Annotated in this window: 18 protein-coding genes; 12 read left to right on the plus strand and 6 right to left on the minus strand. The window is 73.0% G+C overall.

Features of this window, described 5'->3' with window-relative positions; translation table 11 throughout:
- Positions 1 to 108: 108 nt before the first annotated feature.
- Positions 109 to 969 carry a hypothetical protein gene (locus tag ABZ780_RS19070; protein ID WP_357486812.1) on the plus strand — a complete coding sequence of 287 codons (861 nt, stop codon included), beginning with the start codon at positions 109 to 111 and terminating at the stop codon, positions 967 to 969.
- A gap of 15 nt (positions 970 to 984) precedes the next feature.
- Here ABZ780_RS19070 and ABZ780_RS19075 read toward each other — a convergent pair whose 3' ends face one another.
- The 3 genes from ABZ780_RS19075 to ABZ780_RS19085 form a co-directional block, all read right to left on the minus strand.
- Positions 985 to 3,036, minus strand: coding sequence for a glycogen debranching N-terminal domain-containing protein (locus ABZ780_RS19075; protein ID WP_357010274.1), 2,052 nt, complete (start codon positions 3,034 to 3,036; stop codon positions 985 to 987).
- The gene (locus ABZ780_RS19080; RefSeq protein ID WP_357486813.1) at positions 3,033 to 3,413 is read right to left on the minus strand and encodes an SCP2 sterol-binding domain-containing protein; all 381 of its coding nucleotides are present in this window, start codon (positions 3,411 to 3,413) and stop codon (positions 3,033 to 3,035) included. Before ABZ780_RS19080 ends, ABZ780_RS19075 begins: the two co-directional genes overlap by 4 nt.
- 81 nt (positions 3,414 to 3,494) lie before the next feature.
- Positions 3,495 to 3,869, minus strand: a complete 375-nt coding sequence (locus tag ABZ780_RS19085; RefSeq protein WP_357010280.1) for a DsrE family protein — start codon at positions 3,867 to 3,869, stop codon at positions 3,495 to 3,497.
- Between the two features lie 12 nt (positions 3,870 to 3,881).
- On the opposite strand from ABZ780_RS19085, the gene mtfM reads away from it, so the two are divergent.
- On the plus strand, positions 3,882 to 3,986 hold the full coding sequence (gene mtfM / locus ABZ780_RS19090) for a small membrane protein MtfM (RefSeq protein ID WP_030327764.1): 105 nt from the start codon (positions 3,882 to 3,884) through the stop codon (positions 3,984 to 3,986).
- 114 nt (positions 3,987 to 4,100) lie between these two features.
- Positions 4,101 to 4,691, plus strand: coding sequence for an FABP family protein (locus tag ABZ780_RS19095; protein ID WP_357010283.1), 591 nt, complete (start codon positions 4,101 to 4,103; stop codon positions 4,689 to 4,691).
- Here ABZ780_RS19095 and ABZ780_RS19100 read toward each other — a convergent pair whose 3' ends face one another.
- Positions 4,692 to 5,567 (minus strand): aminotransferase class IV, encoded by an 876-nt coding sequence (locus ABZ780_RS19100; protein WP_357486815.1) that lies wholly within the window; start codon positions 5,565 to 5,567, stop codon positions 4,692 to 4,694.
- A 69-nt stretch (positions 5,568 to 5,636) separates the two neighbouring features.
- Between ABZ780_RS19100 and ABZ780_RS19105 the strand changes: the two genes are divergently transcribed.
- From ABZ780_RS19105 to ABZ780_RS19120, 4 genes are all read left to right on the plus strand, one after another.
- On the plus strand, positions 5,637 to 6,065 hold the full coding sequence (locus ABZ780_RS19105; RefSeq protein WP_357010288.1) for a Fur family transcriptional regulator: 429 nt from the start codon (positions 5,637 to 5,639) through the stop codon (positions 6,063 to 6,065).
- Positions 6,062 to 7,174, plus strand: a complete 1,113-nt coding sequence (locus ABZ780_RS19110; RefSeq protein WP_357486816.1) for a folate-binding protein — start codon at positions 6,062 to 6,064, stop codon at positions 7,172 to 7,174. The genes ABZ780_RS19105 and ABZ780_RS19110 overlap by 4 nt, the downstream gene beginning before the upstream one ends.
- A gap of 23 nt (positions 7,175 to 7,197) precedes the next feature.
- Entirely contained in the window at positions 7,198 to 8,025 is an 828-nt protein-coding gene (locus tag ABZ780_RS19115) for a 3-keto-5-aminohexanoate cleavage protein (protein WP_357010294.1), read from the plus strand.
- Between the two features lie 119 nt (positions 8,026 to 8,144).
- Positions 8,145 to 9,104 carry an asparaginase gene (locus tag ABZ780_RS19120; protein ID WP_357486818.1) on the plus strand — a complete coding sequence of 320 codons (960 nt, stop codon included), beginning with the start codon at positions 8,145 to 8,147 and terminating at the stop codon, positions 9,102 to 9,104.
- Positions 9,105 to 9,213: 109 nt separating this feature from the next.
- Here ABZ780_RS19120 and ABZ780_RS19125 read toward each other — a convergent pair whose 3' ends face one another.
- On the minus strand, positions 9,214 to 10,011 hold the full coding sequence (locus ABZ780_RS19125; protein ID WP_357010300.1) for an alpha/beta hydrolase: 798 nt from the start codon (positions 10,009 to 10,011) through the stop codon (positions 9,214 to 9,216).
- A 113-nt stretch (positions 10,012 to 10,124) separates the two neighbouring features.
- On the opposite strand from ABZ780_RS19125, the gene ABZ780_RS19130 reads away from it, so the two are divergent.
- From ABZ780_RS19130 to ABZ780_RS19150, 5 genes are all read left to right on the plus strand, one after another.
- The gene (locus ABZ780_RS19130; protein ID WP_357010302.1) at positions 10,125 to 10,733 is read left to right on the plus strand and encodes a helix-turn-helix transcriptional regulator; all 609 of its coding nucleotides are present in this window, start codon (positions 10,125 to 10,127) and stop codon (positions 10,731 to 10,733) included.
- Positions 10,730 to 11,458, plus strand: a complete 729-nt coding sequence (locus ABZ780_RS19135) for a hypothetical protein (protein ID WP_357486820.1) — start codon at positions 10,730 to 10,732, stop codon at positions 11,456 to 11,458. The genes ABZ780_RS19130 and ABZ780_RS19135 overlap by 4 nt, the downstream gene beginning before the upstream one ends.
- 71 nt (positions 11,459 to 11,529) lie before the next feature.
- The gene (locus ABZ780_RS19140) at positions 11,530 to 11,844 is read left to right on the plus strand and encodes a DUF2516 family protein (RefSeq protein WP_357010307.1); all 315 of its coding nucleotides are present in this window, start codon (positions 11,530 to 11,532) and stop codon (positions 11,842 to 11,844) included.
- On the plus strand, positions 11,841 to 12,728 hold the full coding sequence (locus ABZ780_RS19145; protein WP_357486822.1) for an alpha/beta hydrolase: 888 nt from the start codon (positions 11,841 to 11,843) through the stop codon (positions 12,726 to 12,728). Before ABZ780_RS19140 ends, ABZ780_RS19145 begins: the two co-directional genes overlap by 4 nt.
- A 73-nt stretch (positions 12,729 to 12,801) precedes the next feature.
- The gene (locus tag ABZ780_RS19150; protein ID WP_357486824.1) at positions 12,802 to 13,716 is read left to right on the plus strand and encodes an SDR family oxidoreductase; all 915 of its coding nucleotides are present in this window, start codon (positions 12,802 to 12,804) and stop codon (positions 13,714 to 13,716) included.
- Here the strand turns inward: ABZ780_RS19150 and ABZ780_RS19155 are convergent.
- Positions 13,707 to 14,675, minus strand: coding sequence for a YafY family protein (locus tag ABZ780_RS19155; protein WP_357486826.1), 969 nt, complete (start codon positions 14,673 to 14,675; stop codon positions 13,707 to 13,709). The two genes, ABZ780_RS19150 and ABZ780_RS19155, sit on opposite strands and share 10 nt — an antisense overlap.
- Positions 14,676 to 14,698: the final 23 nt, after the last annotated feature.

Here is a 14,698-nt window from a genome sequence, read left to right on the forward strand (position 1 = left end):
GTCGGGAAGTGCCTGGTCAGTGACGTTTGCGGCGAATACGGCCCGGTGCCCCGTGGCCGACCGACCGCTGCCTCCGGGCCGGCGGACCGCTCGTGACACCATGACCGGGTGAGCGGTGCTGTCCAGACGGGTTGGGCCCCGTCGAGCGGTCCCGCCGCGCCGGCACCCGCCCGGCGTCGGCGGCACTGGCTGCTGGTCGCGTCCGTGCTGTGGGCCGTCCTGCTGGCCGGGCTCGCCTGGACGTCGGTCCGCGACGACCCACCGACCGTGCGCGAGCAGCGCACCCTCGACCAGGCCGGTCCGATCGTCGACCGGGCGGTCGGCGAACTGGCCCGCGCGGCCGGTCCGGCCGGGCTGCTCGAACTTGGTCCCGCCCGGATCCGCTCGGGCTGTCGGGTCACCCCGCTCTCCGATGGTGCCGCCCTGCGACGTGAGGTCGGTGTGCTCGCGCCCGCCGGCACCGAGCGGGCCGTGCTGACCGGGATCGCCGATCGGCTGCCGGCCAACTGGCGAGCCGGGGTCGGCCCCGGCCTGGACGGCCCGGAGCTGCGCGCCGACGCCGGCGAGTTCGTCGCCGTCGGGGGCCGGTCGACCGGGGACGGCCGGGTCCGGTTGACCGTCGAGACCGGCTGCCGGCCGGTGGGCTCCGGCTACACCCCGACGCCCGCGACCGCCGCCGGCCCGGAGGCCGCGGCCCTGACCGCCGCGCTGACGGCACTCGACCGGCCGGCCGATGCCGCGCCGGAGCTGGTCACCGCACCCTGCCCGGGTGGCGCGCTGGCCCGCACCGCGCGGTCCGCCGAGCTAGACCCGCCCGCGCCGGCCGCCGCGCTCGCGCCGCTGGCCGGCGGCGCCCCACTGCTGGACAACCCGCCGGTGTACGCGTACCGCGTCGGCGATGTCACAGTGCTGGCCGAACTCGGCCCGGACGTCGTACGCCTGGCCGCCACCGTCGGCTGCCCGGACTAGGGCGAGACGCCCCGGTCAGCCGTCCGTCGCCTCATCCGGGTCGCGGCTGCGGCCCAGCGCGTCGACCCGCCCCCAACGGCCGGGAATGTCCAGCAGCTCGATCCGGCCCATGCCCGGCGGCACGGCCGGATCGATGATCAGATGCTCGCCCTGTGGCTCCAGCCCCAGCATCACCCGCAGCAACAGCAGCGGCGTGCCCGTCGACCACGCCTGCGGGCTGCACGCGGTCGGATACTCCACCGGATAGTCGGTGAGATCGCGGGCGTAGCCGGCGAACGCCTCCGGAAGCCGCCCTCCGAAGTAGCGGGACGCCGCGAGCATCGCGTCGCAGATCAGCCCGGCCTCCTTGCGGTAGCCGTACCGCCACAGGCCCCAGGCGATGATCGAGTTGTCGAACGGCCAGACGGTGCCCACGTGGTAGCCGATCGGGTTGTACCGGCCCTGGTCCTCGGCGAGGGTCCGCACCCCCCAGCCGGAGAAGAGCTGCGGCCCGAGCAGGTGCTCGACCACCTTGCCGGCCCGGGACTCGTCCACGATGCCGCTCCACAGCAGGTGCCCGATGTTCGACGTCAGCGCGTCGACCTGCCGGCCGTCGGCGTCCAGCGCGAGCGCGTAGTACCCCCGCTCGGTGATCCAGAAATCGTGGTTGAACCGCTGCTTCAGCGCGGCGGCCTCCTGCTCCAACCGGTCGGCGTACGCCGGGTCGTTCCAGAACGTCCGGGCCAACCGGGCGGCCCGGATCTTCGCGTCGTACGCGTAGCCCTGCAACTCGCAGGTGGCCAGGGGAAAGCCGGGCAGTTGGCCGTCGGCGTACGAGATGGCGTCCCAGGAGTCCTTCCAGCACTGGTTCTGCAGGCCGGACTCCGGGTTGCGGGTCTGGTACCAGAGATAGCCGGTGCCGAGCAGGTCGCCGTACGTGTCGATCCACTCCAGTGCCGCTCGCACGTGCGGCTCCAACCGACGGACCAGCGCGGCGTCGCCGGTCCAGCGCTCGTACTCGTCGATGAGGATCACGAACAGCGGAGTCGAGTCGGCCGACCCGTAGTACGGCGAGTGCGGTTGCTCCTCGAAGCCGGCGGTTTCGCCGTACCGCAGCTCGTGCAGGATCTTGCCGGGCTCCTCGTCCCGAAAGTCGTCCACCCGGTGCCCCTGCAGGCCGGCCAGCATCAGGATGGTCGGTGGGATCAGCTCCGGCAGGAACGGCACCACCTGCAACGAGGTGAAGATGCTGTCCCGGCCGAACAGGGTCATGAACCAGGGCAGCCCGGCGGCGATCAGCCGTACGCCCAGGGCGATCGACTCGTAGCGCAGGGCGGCCAGGTCGTTGAGGCTGCGCCGGTACGCCCCGGCCAGCGGCTCGCAGTCGCAGCCGAGCTTCGGTGCCCGGTCGATCAGCTCCTGCTGCTCGGCGCGGATGGCGTCCGCGCTGCGGCTGCCGCCGAACGGCAGGGTGGCCCGGATGTCCTCGCCCCGCGCCCCGTAGACGACGGTGGACACGCGTAGCCGGGTGGTCCACTCGCCCTTGCGGCCGATTCGGATCCGGAAGGACATCCCGGCGGTGTCGACCTCCGCCGGCATGCTGGAGCTGACGAGTGTCTCTCGGTGGAACGCCTCCCGCCGGTAGGTCAACCGCAGCTCGTTGTCGGTCACCGAGACCGTCGTGTGGCCCTGCTTCTGCCGAGCGTGCTTGATCTCGAACAGGTCGGCGAAGTCACTGCTCATCTCCAGCCGGACGGTGCACTCGAGCTCATCGCCGGAGTGGTTCAGCACGGTCAGCTCCTCCTCGAAGCTGCCCCCGATCGACCGGCTGCGGATCACCGACGCCTTGGCGTCCAGGTAGTGCGTGGGTTGCCCGGGGGCCAGGAAGAACTTCGTCCGGTACGACTCGCTGTCGTCCATCGAGAGGGTGTGCAGCCGCTGGCCGTCCAGGGTCAGCACCCAGCTGGACAGGAAGCGCGTGTCGAAGGAGAACAGCCCGGTGGGGAAGTCGAACGACGGCTCGATGTCGCCCGCCCGGTCGCAGACCAGGAAGGTGTTGCCGTCCAGGATGCTGACGAGATCCTTCACGCCGGCCGCCCGGCTGCCTTTCGGGCCACCTCACGCGGGTCGCGGGTGCCCGGCGGGTCCGGGAAGAAGCGGCGGAAGGCCAGGAAGAGCACCACGTTGCCGCTGAACGTGCTCTCGTTGCGCAGCACCGCGGCGATTCCCTGGGCCTCCCCGGTGATCAACCGGTCGAACAGGGCCGCGTCGCAGGACCAGATGGCGTCGGCCGGGCCCCGCTCGCGGCTGATCCGGACCGTGCCCGGTTGCATCCGGACCATCCACTGCTCGGTCTGCTGGCCGGTGCTGAGATCGATCTGGAGGGCACCGTCGGCCAGGCCACACAGGATGGCAGGGGCACGCGCCGGCAGTGATTCGAAGAACCTCTCCGTCGCCTCGGTCACCTCCGAATCGTAGGCAGCTGACCGGGGTGCCGGGCCGGTATCCGTACTCCGCCGGCCTGTCCCGCCGTGGCGCGCTGGTGGTCAGTAGACCAGTGCCTGCGCGCCCTCTGCCATGGCCTCTTCGACGAAGGCCGCGGCGCCCGCGATCCGGACACCGGGAAGGACGTCGTCCGGGCCGATCCCCCGGCGGGCCGCGCACTGGGTGCAGGCGGTCACCCGGCCACTGGTCAGGATGACGTGCAGCAGCTCGGCCAGCGGCGCGGAGTGCGGCAGCTCGAACTCCTGGGCGCGGCCGGGCAGCACGAACCAGGTCGATTCCCCGGTGAGCCAGAGCGAGACGTCCACACCGGCCGCGACCGCCGTGGCGGCGACCGTGAACGCCTGCGCGCACCGCTCCGGGGCGTCCGCCCCCGCGGTGGCCTTGACGACGAGAGAGCGGGCCATGACGCACAGCATAGGATGGGTTGGATGGTTACCGAGATCGGGTTCGTCAGCCTGCTGGTCGCCGGCCTGGGCGGGCTCGCCGGTGGCCTCGTGTACCTTGCCGTACGCATATCGAGAGGACGCTGGTGAGCGCGAGGAGTGAGCCGGGTTTGCGAGCCCCGCAGTCGCGAGCGAAGGTGGCACGGTGAGCGCGAGGAGTGAGCCGGGTTTGCGAGCCCCGCAGTCGCGAGCGAAGGTGGCAGTGTGAGCGACGAGAACCCGCTGCAGCCACCGTGGCTGAACGCGCCGCCGGTCGAGGAATACCCGTACGAGGAGAGCCACGACCTACGGGTCGGGCCGAAGCTGCACCCCGCGCTGGACGGCCTGCTGCCCTACATCGGCCTCTGGCGTGGCCGGGGCAAGGGCGGCTACCCCACCATCGAGGACTTCGACTACGCCCAGGAAATCCGGATCAGCCACGACGGCCGGCCGTTCCTGCACTACGAGTCCCGCGCCTGGATCCTCGACGAGCAGAGCAGGCCGGTCCGCCCGGCCGGGCGTGAGGTCGGCTGGTGGCGGCCGGTGATGGTGGACGGCCGAGCCACCGACGAGCTGGAGGCCCTGATCACGACCCCTACCGGCGTGATGGAGCTGCACCTGGGCAAGCGCACCGGCACCCAGGTCGAGTTCGCCACCGACGCGGTCGTCCGGTCGCCGACCGCCAAGGAGGTCACCGGGGGGCACCGCCTCTTCGGCATCGTCGAGGGCGCGCTGCTCTACGCCCAGGAGTTGGCCGCGGTGGGGCAGCCGCTCAGCCCGCACCTCTCCGCCCGGCTCATCCGGGTCGGCGGCTGACTAGACGGGGAAACCCAGCAGGGCGTGTAGGGCGGGGGTGCGTGGGCAGGGAGCCCGACGCACCCCGTCCAGCGTGTGGACCTCGGCGGCCCCGCGTACCGATGAGGTGAGCCAGACGCCGTCCGCCGCGTGCAGCTCGGCCGTGGTGACCATCCGCTCGGCGGCGCTCAGGCCCAGCTCGGCGGCGTGGGCGAGCAGCCAGGCCATGGTCGTGCCGGGCAGGATGCCGGTGGTGGCGGCCGGCACCGTGCAGAGCGTGTCGTCGGCGAGCCACACGACGTTGGCGGTCGGGCCCTCCAGCGCGTAGCCGTCGGAGGAGATCCAGAGCACGTCGTCCACGCCGGCACGGACGGCCCAGCGGCGGGCGGCGCTGTTGGCCGCGTACGACGTGGATTTGATCCCGGCCGGCAGCCAGCTCAGCCCGTTGCGGGCGTCGGCGGGCATCCCGAGTGGCAGGGTGGCGACACTGATCCCCTCCCGTCGGGCCGTCCGGGACGACGTCGGCACCTCGTCGAGCGTGGCGTAGATCGTCGGCGGGCCGCCGGCCGGGCCTCGGGTGCAGACCAGCCGGAGTGCCCCCTCCACCTGCGTTGGCCAGCCCGCGCGTACCTCGTCGAGCAGGTCGACCAGCTCGGCGGTGGGGGGCAGGGTCAGCTCGATGGTGGCGGCCGACGCGGCCAGCCGGGCCAGGTGCTCGTCGCGCAGCCACGGCCGGCCCTGACGCAGGTGCATGGTCTCGAAGAGCCCGTCGCCGCGCAGGACGCCGAGGTCGTCGCCGCGCAGGACGGGCTCGGTGGCCGGGACCAGGCCGCGCCCGAGCACGGCGATCCGGGCGGCCGGATCGGCCACGATCTCCCCGTCGGACGACATCGCCATGACCGTGGAGCGTAGCGGTGGTCCGCCGCGCGGCGGAGACAGCCGTGACAACCGAACTATGATCGGACGGTGTCCGAATCTTCCCTCGCGGAAATGCTCCGGGCCCGTGGGCTGCGGCTGACGGCCCAGCGGCAGCTTGTCCTCCAGGCGGTGCTCGATCTGGGCCATGCCACGCCGGAGCAGGTGCACACCGCGGTCCGGGAGGTCGCCGCCGGCGTCAACATCACCACCATCTATCGCACGCTGGAGCTGCTGGAACGGCTCGGCCTGGTGACACACACCCACCTCTCGCACGGTTCGCCGACCTATCACGCCGCAGGTGAGCACCAACACGTCCACCTGGTCTGCCGTGAGTGCGGCGCGATCGACGAGATCGAACCTGAGCTGCTCCGCCCGCTGGCCGACCAGTTGGCCGCGCAGCGGGGTTTCCGGGTGGACATCGGGCACGTGTCACTCTTCGGCGTCTGCGGTCGCTGCGAGAACGGGGACCAGACATGATCGACATCGCGGGCGCAGTGGCCGTCGAGAGCATCGACGAGGCCAGCCGCGACCAGCCGGAGCCGGCGCACGCGGCGGCCGGGGTGCGGGGGGTGGCCGCGCACTACGGCGACCCGCTTCGTGAGCAGCGTGTCCTCGACACCGAGGTCGGCCTGGTCGACCGGTCGCACCGGGGGATCATCGCGGTGCCCGGCGAGGAACGGGCCAGTTGGCTGCACACGATCACCTCGCAGCACCTGGCGACGCTGGCCGCCGGAGAGGGCACCGAGTTGCTGGTGCTCTCCCCGCACGGTCACATCGAGCAGCACGCGCTGGTCGCCGAGGACGGCGAGACCACCTGGCTGGACACCGAACCAGGGGCGACCGAGGGCCTGCTCACCTATCTGGAGAAGATGCGGTTCTTCAGCAAGGTCGAGCCCCGGGACGCCACCGCCGAACGGGCGTTGCTGTCGCTGGTCGGGCCGGCGGCGCCGGAGGCCCTGGCCACGCTCGGGGTGACCGGGCTGGCCGCCCCGGATCTGATTCCCGTTCCCGGCCCGAAGTTCGCCGCCGGCGCCGTGCCGCCCCGGGCTGGCGTGCGGTACGACGTCCGACCGCTGCCGACGGGCGGCTGGGCCCGGCGCGGCCTGCTCGGGGTGGACCTGCTGGTGCCCCGGTCGGCGATGGAGCAGGTGGTGGCGGAGCTGCGCGGCGCGGGCGTGCCGGTCGCCGGCCTCTGGGCGTACGAGGCGATCCGGGTTGCCGCCCGGCAGCCTCGGGTCGGGGTGGACACCGACCACCGGACCATCCCGGCCGAGGTGGACCTCATCGGCCCGGCGGTGCACCTGGACAAGGGCTGCTATCGCGGCCAGGAGACGGTGGCCCGCGTGCACAACATGGGCCGGCCACCGCGCCGCCTGGTGCTGCTGCACCTGGACGGGGTGACCACCGACCAGCCACCGACCGCCGGTACGCCGGTGACCCTCGACGGCCGGGCGGTGGGTTTCGTGGGCTCCGCCGTGCTGCACCACGAGTTGGGTCAGGTCGCGCTCGCCGTGCTGAAGCGCAACGTTCCGGACGACGCCGCCTTGCTGATCAACGAGACCGCTGCGGCGATCGACCCGTCCTGAGCGGGCCGTCTAGGATCGCCGGCATGACGACAGGGACGTTGATCACGGTGGCTCCGACCGGCGCGGAGTCGGCCAAGGCGGAGGTGCCGGCGCTGCCGGTGACGCTGGACGAGCTGCTGCTCACCGCCAAGGAGTGCGAGGCGCTCGGCGCTGCCGTGATCCACGTCCACATCCGCGACGACGCGGCGCGGCCGACCCTCGACCCGGTGCGCCTGGCCGACACGGTGGCGGCGCTGCGGGAGAGCACCGACCTGATCGTGCAGCTCTCGTCCGGTGGCGCGGTGACCGACCCGGAGGCCTCCCGGCTCGCCGTGCTCGACGCCCGCCCGGACATGGCCTCCTGCACCATGGGCACGGTCAACTTCGGCGACGACGTCTTCCTCAACCGCTGGGAGTTCATCGTCGACCTGCACACCCGCATGCAGGAACGCGGGATCGTGCCGGAGTACGAGATCTTCGACCTCGGCCACCTGGCCGCGTTGCAGCGGCTGCTCGGCAAGTACGGGCTGCCGGCCGGTGGGCACGTGCACGTCGACTTCGTGATGGGCGTGCCGGGCGGCATGCCGGGCACCACCGAGACGCTTGTCGCGGCGCACCGGATGCTGCGGGACCTGCCCGAGGGCACCACGTTCGCGGCCACCGGCATCGGCCGCAGCACGATCCCGGTGCTGCTGGCCTCGCTGTCGGCCGGTGGGCACCTGCGGGTCGGCATGGAGGACACGGTGACGTACGCCAAGGGCCGCCCGGTGGAGTCCAACATGCAACTGGTGGCCCGCGCGGTCGCCTTCGCCCAGCTCGCCCAGCGTCCGCCGCTGACCACCGTCGAGGCCCGCGCGCTGCTCGGGTTGTAGGGCCCGCCACGCCCCGGCTGGTGTAAGGGCGGCTCCGCCCTGGGCCCCTGTCACCCGGGCGGAGGACCTCCTGGTCACCCCGCCGCCGGGCGACCCCGGACCGTCGGTACCGTCCAGCCGTGACGAAGACGTACGAGGGCGGCGTGCCGCTCGCCGAGGTGGTCCGGTCCGGGTTCGTGGAGGGCGTACACCGCGGCTCGGTGGTGGTGCTGAACGCCGCCGGGGTGCCGGTGGCCGCCGCCGGAGATGTGACCGCACCGATCTTTCCCCGTTCGGCCAGCAAGCCGATGCAGGCGATCGGGATGGTCCGTGCCGGCCTGTCGCTGACCGACCCGGCCGACCTGGCGTTGGTCTCCGCCAGTCACGCGGGTGAGGCCTTCCACCTGGCCCGGGTCGACGCCCTGCTGGACCGGGCCGGGCTGGACTCCTCGGCCCTGCACTGCCCGCCCGATCTGCCGGTCGGCGCCGCGGCCCGGGAGGCGGTCCTGCGCGCCGGGGGCGGCCCGACCCGGGTGCAGATGAACTGCTCGGGCAAGCACAGCGGGATGATGCTGACCTGCCAGGCCGCCGAGTGGCCGCTGGACGGCTACTGGCGGCCGGAGCACCCGTTGCAGCAGCGCCTGCGGGCAGCCATCGAGGAGTTCACCGACGAGCCGGCGGCGGCGGTGGGGGTGGACGGCTGCGGCGCCCCGGTGCTCGCGGTGTCGCTGACCGGCCTGGCCGGCGCGTACCTCCGGCTGGTCGACGCCGAGCCCGGCTCGGTGCCGCGCGCGGTTGCCGACGCGATGCGTGCCCATCCGGAGATCGTCGGCGGCACCCAGGCCGACGACACCCGGTTGATGCGCGGCGTCCCCGGTCTGCTCGCCAAGGTCGGCGCCGAGGGCGTGATCGCGGTGGGGGTGCCGGGCGTCGGCGCGGTGGCCCTGAAGATCGACGACGGAGCCGACCGGGCCCGGATGCCGGTGCTGGTCTCCGCGCTGCGCCGGCTCGGCGTGGACGCCCCCGTGCTGGCCGAGTACGCCGAGGTGCCGCTCTTCGGCGGCGGCGTCCCGGTCGGCGCGATCCGTCCGCTCTGGTGAGCGGCGGGTCCGGGCTGTCGGGGACGGTGGCTCGCGGATGAGCACCCGCCCCGTGGGCTCGGATTCGGGCCGGTCAGCAGGTCGAGCCGCTCCTGGCCGGCCGGGCCGGTCAGCTCAGGAAGTCGAGCAGGGCGGCGCTGACCGGCTCGGGGCGCTCCAGGGGCAGCAGGTGCGCGGCGTCCGGCACGTCGGGCAGCCGTACCGCGTCGGGCGCCTCGGCGGCGATCCGGTCGGCGAGCCGGCGGATGTCCGGCACGTCGGCCGCTCCTGCGGTGACCAGGACGGGCACCCGCAGTTCGCCGAGGCGGCCGATCGCGGGTGGCGCCAGCTCGCCCACCTCCACCGCGCCGAGCGCCAACTCGGCGGCGAGCGCGCGCTGATCCATCTCCTGCGCGAACGTGATCAGGTCGGGGTCGACGTCGGTCGGCTGGCGGGTCGGGCCGACCACCCAGAACCGCACCTCGCCGGCCGCTCCGGCGGCGAAGTCGTCGGGGTCGACCTCGCCGACGAGGTCGTCCCAGAGGTCGTTGGCCTCCTCGGACCACTCGTTGCCGGACACCGCCGTGCCGAAGAGCGCGAGCGCGCTCACCCGGTCCGGGTACGCCAGCGCGGTGTCGATGGCGACCGACCCGCCGAAGGAGCAGCCGACCAGGGCTGCCCGGGGCAGGTCGAGCGCGTCGAGCAGGCCGGCCACGTCGTCGTGGTGCGCGAACGGCGTCGTCGGCAGCTCCGAGTCTCCGTACCCGCGCAGGTCGGGGACGATCACCCGGTGGTGGGCGGCGAGCGCGGGCAGCACGCCCCGCCACATCCGGCGGTCGGCGATACCGGCGTGCAGGAGTACGACGGGGGAGCCGGTGCCGGCCTCGTCGTAGGCGATGGCTGCTCCGTTGATTGTGATCTTGTCCACGGGACGGACCGTACGGAACGTGCGAGTGGCACGCAAACGGGATGTTGAGACGTTGCTAACTCTGGTTAGCGTTTTGCTTGCAGGAGTTAGCAGGGCGGATTAGCGTCAGGGCCATGGCCACACCAAAGGACCTCCCCGACGTCGGCGGGTTCATTCGTGATCTGCGGCGCAACGCCAAGATTTCGCTAAGGCAGCTCGCCGAGCAGGCGGGGGTCAGCAACCCATACCTGAGTCAGATCGAGCGCGGCCTCCGCAAGCCCAGCGCCGAGGTGCTCCAGCAACTGGCCAACGCGCTGCGGGTCTCCACCCCGGCCATGTACCTGCGGGCCGGGCTGCTCGACGACAAGGAGGGCCACGGGGTGCTCGCCTCCATCGCGGTGGACCCCGACCTGACGATGGCCCAGAAGCAGTCACTCAGCCAGATCTACGAGACCTTCCGCCGGGAGAACGCCCGGCTGGCCGAGGCCCAGGCCGCCGCCGAGGGCGCCCGCGCGGAGGCCACCGCCGACGCGGCCCGAGCGACCACCCCGACCGACGTCGCCGACCAGCCGGCCGACGTGGCCAACCTGGCCGCCACCGGCCCCACCACCGCAGGCGGCACCCCGACCGAGGCCGTGCTCGAATCGGTCGCCGTCACCGAGGCGGGCACCGCCCCCGCCCCGACCCGCACCAACACCCCCGAGAAGAAGGCCGCCGAGACGGCCGAGGAGGAGACGTCATGACCGAGCCGAAGACCAACCGCATCCCCGCCCCGATCTACGCCGCCGCAGGCGCCGGTGAGCTGGCCCTGGAGCACCTGCGCAAGCTGCCGGCCGTGGTCGGTGTCCTCGGCACCCGGGTCGTCGCCGACCTGGGCGGCCGGGCCGTGCTGACCGGCTTCGAGCTGCGCCAGAGGGCCACCGAGACGCTGCGTACCGCCAACGAGACCGCGGAGACCCTGCGGGGTCGCGCGCAGGCCGAGCTGGATCTGGCCAAGCTCCGCGAGTCCGCCGACCTGGTCAAGCTGCGCGAGGTCGCCGACCTCGACAAGTTGCGTGCCGCCGCGACCCGCAACGCCGCCGTGGTCGTCGCCAGCGCCCAGGCCGCACAGGAGCGGGCGTTCGCCGCGTACGGCGCGCTCGTCGCCCGGGGTGAGCGGGTCGTCGGCGCCGGCGTGCTGGAGGCCGCCGAGACGGTCAACGCCGATATCGAGGCCACCGAGGGCGTGCCCGCGGCCACCACCCCGGCTGCTGTCGCCACCCCGGCCGAGGTGAAGGCCCCGGCCGAGGTGCCGACCCCGGCCGAGGTGGCCGAGATCGCCAACGCCAAGCCGGCCGTCGCCAAGAAGACCGTGGCCAAGCCGACCGTGGCCAAGAAGACCACTCGGGCGAAGGCCGTCAAGCCGGCCGAGACCCCGTCGGCGAAGCTTCCCCGGGCCACCAAGCGGACCCGCCCGGCCGCCGAGTAGTTCGTGGTGTCGACGACCCCGGCGGCGTCCTTGTCGGACGTAGCCGGGGTCCTCGACATAAGCTTGCCGGCATGGCAAACGCCGCGCCGCTCTTCGCGTTCGAAGTCCGTTACGTGATCGAGCTGATCCTGCTCGTCTTCGCGCTGATCATCCAGGGTGTCGCGCTGGTGCACGCCGTCACGCAGCGCTCCGACGGCTTCTCCGCCATCGGGACGCTGCCCAAGGGTGGCTGGATCGCCATCCTGGCGGTCTGCCTCGTGTTGACGCTGCTCGGCTTCGGCCCGATCAGCCTCTTCGGACTGATCGGCATCGCCGCCGCGCTCATCTACCTGCTCGACGTCCGGGTCGGTCTGCGCGACCTCAGTGACGGCAAAGGGTTCTGGTGAGAGGTTTCCGTTGGCCGCCACCGCCCGACGGTGGTCCCCGCACCTGGGGGCCCGGCCCGGGCGGGCCGCGTACCGGCCGACCGGCGTTGCCGGAGCCGGAGACCGAGCTGGTCGCCACCCCGCACGGCGTCCGGCTGGAACGACTGGTCACCGGCACCGGTGATCCGGTCACCGTGTTCGCGCACGGGCTGGGCAACGGCATCGCCACCACCCGGCCGTTCGGCAGCGGGGTGACCGGCCGCAAGGTTTTCTTCCAGTTCCGTGGGCACGGCCGCTCCGAAGCGCCGGCCGGCCCGTGGAACTACCTGGACCTCGCCCGGGACCTGCGCGCCATCGCGGATCTGGGCAGCGCCAGCCGGGCGTTCGGGGCGAGCCTCGGTGCCGGCGCGCTCTGCCGGCTGCTGGCCGAGAGCCCGGAGCGCTTCGAGAAGCTGGTCTTCTTCCTGCCCGCGGTGCTCGACCAGCCGCGCGGCCCGGTCGCCCGGGAACGCCTCACCGCCCTGCTGGAGGCGGTGGAGAGCGGGGACGCGTCGGCGGTCGCCGACGTCGTCTCGCTGGAGCTGCCCCCAGCGGTCCGCAACACCCCGGCCGGCTGGGCGTACCTGCGGCAGCGACTCGACCAACTGCTCCGCGACGGTCTGTCCGACGGCCTGGCCACGCTGCCCGAGCAGGCGCCGCTGCGCGACACCGCCGCTCTGGCGGCCGTCACCGCGCCGGCGCTGGTGATCGGCTGCGCGGGCGACGACCTGCACCCGGTCGAGGTCGCCGAGCAGCTCGCCGCCGCGCTGCCCCAGGCCACCCTGCACGTGTACGACCGGCCGGGCGTGCTCTGGTCGGACCGCGCCGACCTGCGGGAGCGCGTGTCCGGCTTCCTGAACGAGTAACGCCGCCCGGTCATGTCATCAGGCGCGGCAATTCGGACGGCGGTTGTCAGGTATTGCTGACAACGTCGTTGGCATGACACAACCGCTAATCGGAAAGATCGCGCTCGTCGCCGGCGCCACCCGGGGTGCCGGGCGGCAGATCGCCGTCCAACTCGGCGCGGCCGGAGCCACCGTGTACGCCACCGGCCGCAGCACCCGGGCCGGCCGCTCGGAGATGGACCGGCCGGAGACCATCGAGGAGACCGCCGAGCTGGTCACCGCTGCCGGCGGCACGGGCATCGCCGTGCAGGTCGACCACCTGGTCCCCGAGCAGGTCCGCGACCTGGTCGCCCGGATCGACGCCGAGCAGGGCCAACTCGACGTGCTGGTCAACGACATCTGGGGCGGCGACCCGCTGGTCACCTGGGAGAAGCCGGTCTGGGAGCAGCCGCTGGACGCCGGCTTCCGTACCCTGCGGCTGGCCATCGACACGCACATCATCACCAGCCACTTCGCCCTGCCGCTGCTGATCCGCAAGCCCGGCGGGCTGGTGGTGGAGATGGGTGATGGCACCAAGGCGTACAACGACGACAACTACCGACTCTCGGTCTTCTACGACCTGGCAAAGGTCTCGGTCAACCGGCTCGCCTTCAGCCAGGCGCACGAGCTGAAGCCGCACGGCTGCACAGCGGTCGCGCTCACCCCCGGCTGGATCCGCTCCGAGGCGATGCTGGAGCACTTCGGCGTGACCGAGGCGACCTGGCGCGACGGGGCGGCCACCGACCCGAACTTCCTCATCTCGGAGACCCCGGCCTTCGTCGGCCGCGCGGTGGCCGCGCTCGCCGCCGACGAGGGCAGGGCCCGCTGGAACGGCAGGTCCGTCGACGCCGGCACGCTCTCCAAGGTGTACGGGTTCACCGACGTCGACGGCAGCCAACCGGAGGGCTTCCGGTACATCGTGGAGGTGGTCGACGCGGGCAAGCCGGCGGACGTCACCGGCTACCGGTAGAGCGCACCGAGGCGTCCGGCCGCCTCGGCGAACAGCTCCCGCAGCTCGGGTGGGTCGAGGACTTCCACCTCGGGGCCGAGCCCCAACAGTTGATGGTACGCCACCCCGACGGACTCGACGGGCAACCGGGCCAGCACCCAGCCCTGCCCGTCGGGTGCGCCGGCGGCGGCCACCACCTCGTCGTACACGAAGGGGGCATCGACCAGGTGCCGGAGCTGGCGCAGGCCGGCGGGGCTGAGCCGGACGGTGACCTCGGCCCGCAGCATGGTCCGCAGGAACGATCCGGCCTGCTCGCGCCAGTGCCCGGCCAGGTCGAAGCCCTCGTCGCGCTCGAACTGCTCCTCGCCCACCTCGACGCCGGTGACCCGGTCGACCCGGTAGGTGCGCGTGTCGTCGCCGACCCGGCCGACCAGATACCAGACGCCACTCTTGAGGATCAGCCCGTACGGCTGGACCCGGCGGGTCACCTCCCGGTCGCCGCGTCGGTAGCGCACCTCCACCACACGGTCTGCCCAGACCGCCCGGGCCAGCTCGGCCAACCACGGCGGCGGGCCGGTCTCCCGGAACCAGCCCGGCACGTCCAGGTGGAACCGCTGCCCGGCCCGGGCCGGGGCGTCCCGCAGGGCCGGCGGCAGCGCGGCGAGCACCTTCAGCTCGGCGGCGGCCACCGCGTCGGCGAGCCCCATGTCGCCGGCCGGTCCGGGCAGGCCGGCGAGGAAGAGTGCCTCCGCCTCGTCCCGGTTCAGCCCGGTCAGCCGGGTCCGGTAGCCGCCGAGCAGGCGGTAGCCACCGGCCCGACCCCGATCGGCGTAGACCGGCACGCCAGCGGCGGAGAGGGCCAACACGTCCCGGTAGACGGTCCGCTCGGAGACCTCCAACTCCCGCGCCAGCTCGCCCGCGGTCATCGACCCACGCGCCTGTAGCAGCAACAACAGCGAGATCAGTCGGGACGCGCGCACCCGCCCATCCTGCCCGGCCCCGC

It is taken from the genome of Micromonospora sp. NPDC047467, assembly GCF_040643095.1.
In the GTDB taxonomy this organism is placed as follows: Bacteria; Actinomycetota; Actinomycetes; order Mycobacteriales; family Micromonosporaceae; genus Micromonospora.

Excerpts from the sequence above, each read along its gene's own strand:
- ABZ780_RS19085 (WP_357010280.1), bottom strand. The coding sequence starts at position 3,869 with ATGCTGTGCGTCATGGCCCGCTCTCTCGTCGTCAAGGCCACCGCGGGG.
- mtfM (WP_030327764.1), top strand. The coding sequence starts at position 3,882 with ATGGTTACCGAGATCGGGTTCGTCAGCCTGCTGGTCGCCGGCCTGGGC.
- ABZ780_RS19100 (WP_357486815.1), bottom strand. The coding sequence starts at position 5,567 with ATGGCGATGTCGTCCGACGGGGAGATCGTGGCCGATCCGGCCGCCCGG.
- ABZ780_RS19110 (WP_357486816.1), top strand. The coding sequence starts at position 6,062 with ATGATCGACATCGCGGGCGCAGTGGCCGTCGAGAGCATCGACGAGGCC.
- ABZ780_RS19115 (WP_357010294.1), top strand. The coding sequence starts at position 7,198 with ATGACGACAGGGACGTTGATCACGGTGGCTCCGACCGGCGCGGAGTCG.
- ABZ780_RS19130 (WP_357010302.1), top strand. The coding sequence starts at position 10,125 with ATGGCCACACCAAAGGACCTCCCCGACGTCGGCGGGTTCATTCGTGAT.
- ABZ780_RS19135 (WP_357486820.1), top strand. The coding sequence starts at position 10,730 with ATGACCGAGCCGAAGACCAACCGCATCCCCGCCCCGATCTACGCCGCC.
- ABZ780_RS19140 (WP_357010307.1), top strand. The coding sequence starts at position 11,530 with ATGGCAAACGCCGCGCCGCTCTTCGCGTTCGAAGTCCGTTACGTGATC.
- ABZ780_RS19150 (WP_357486824.1), top strand. The coding sequence starts at position 12,802 with ATGACACAACCGCTAATCGGAAAGATCGCGCTCGTCGCCGGCGCCACC.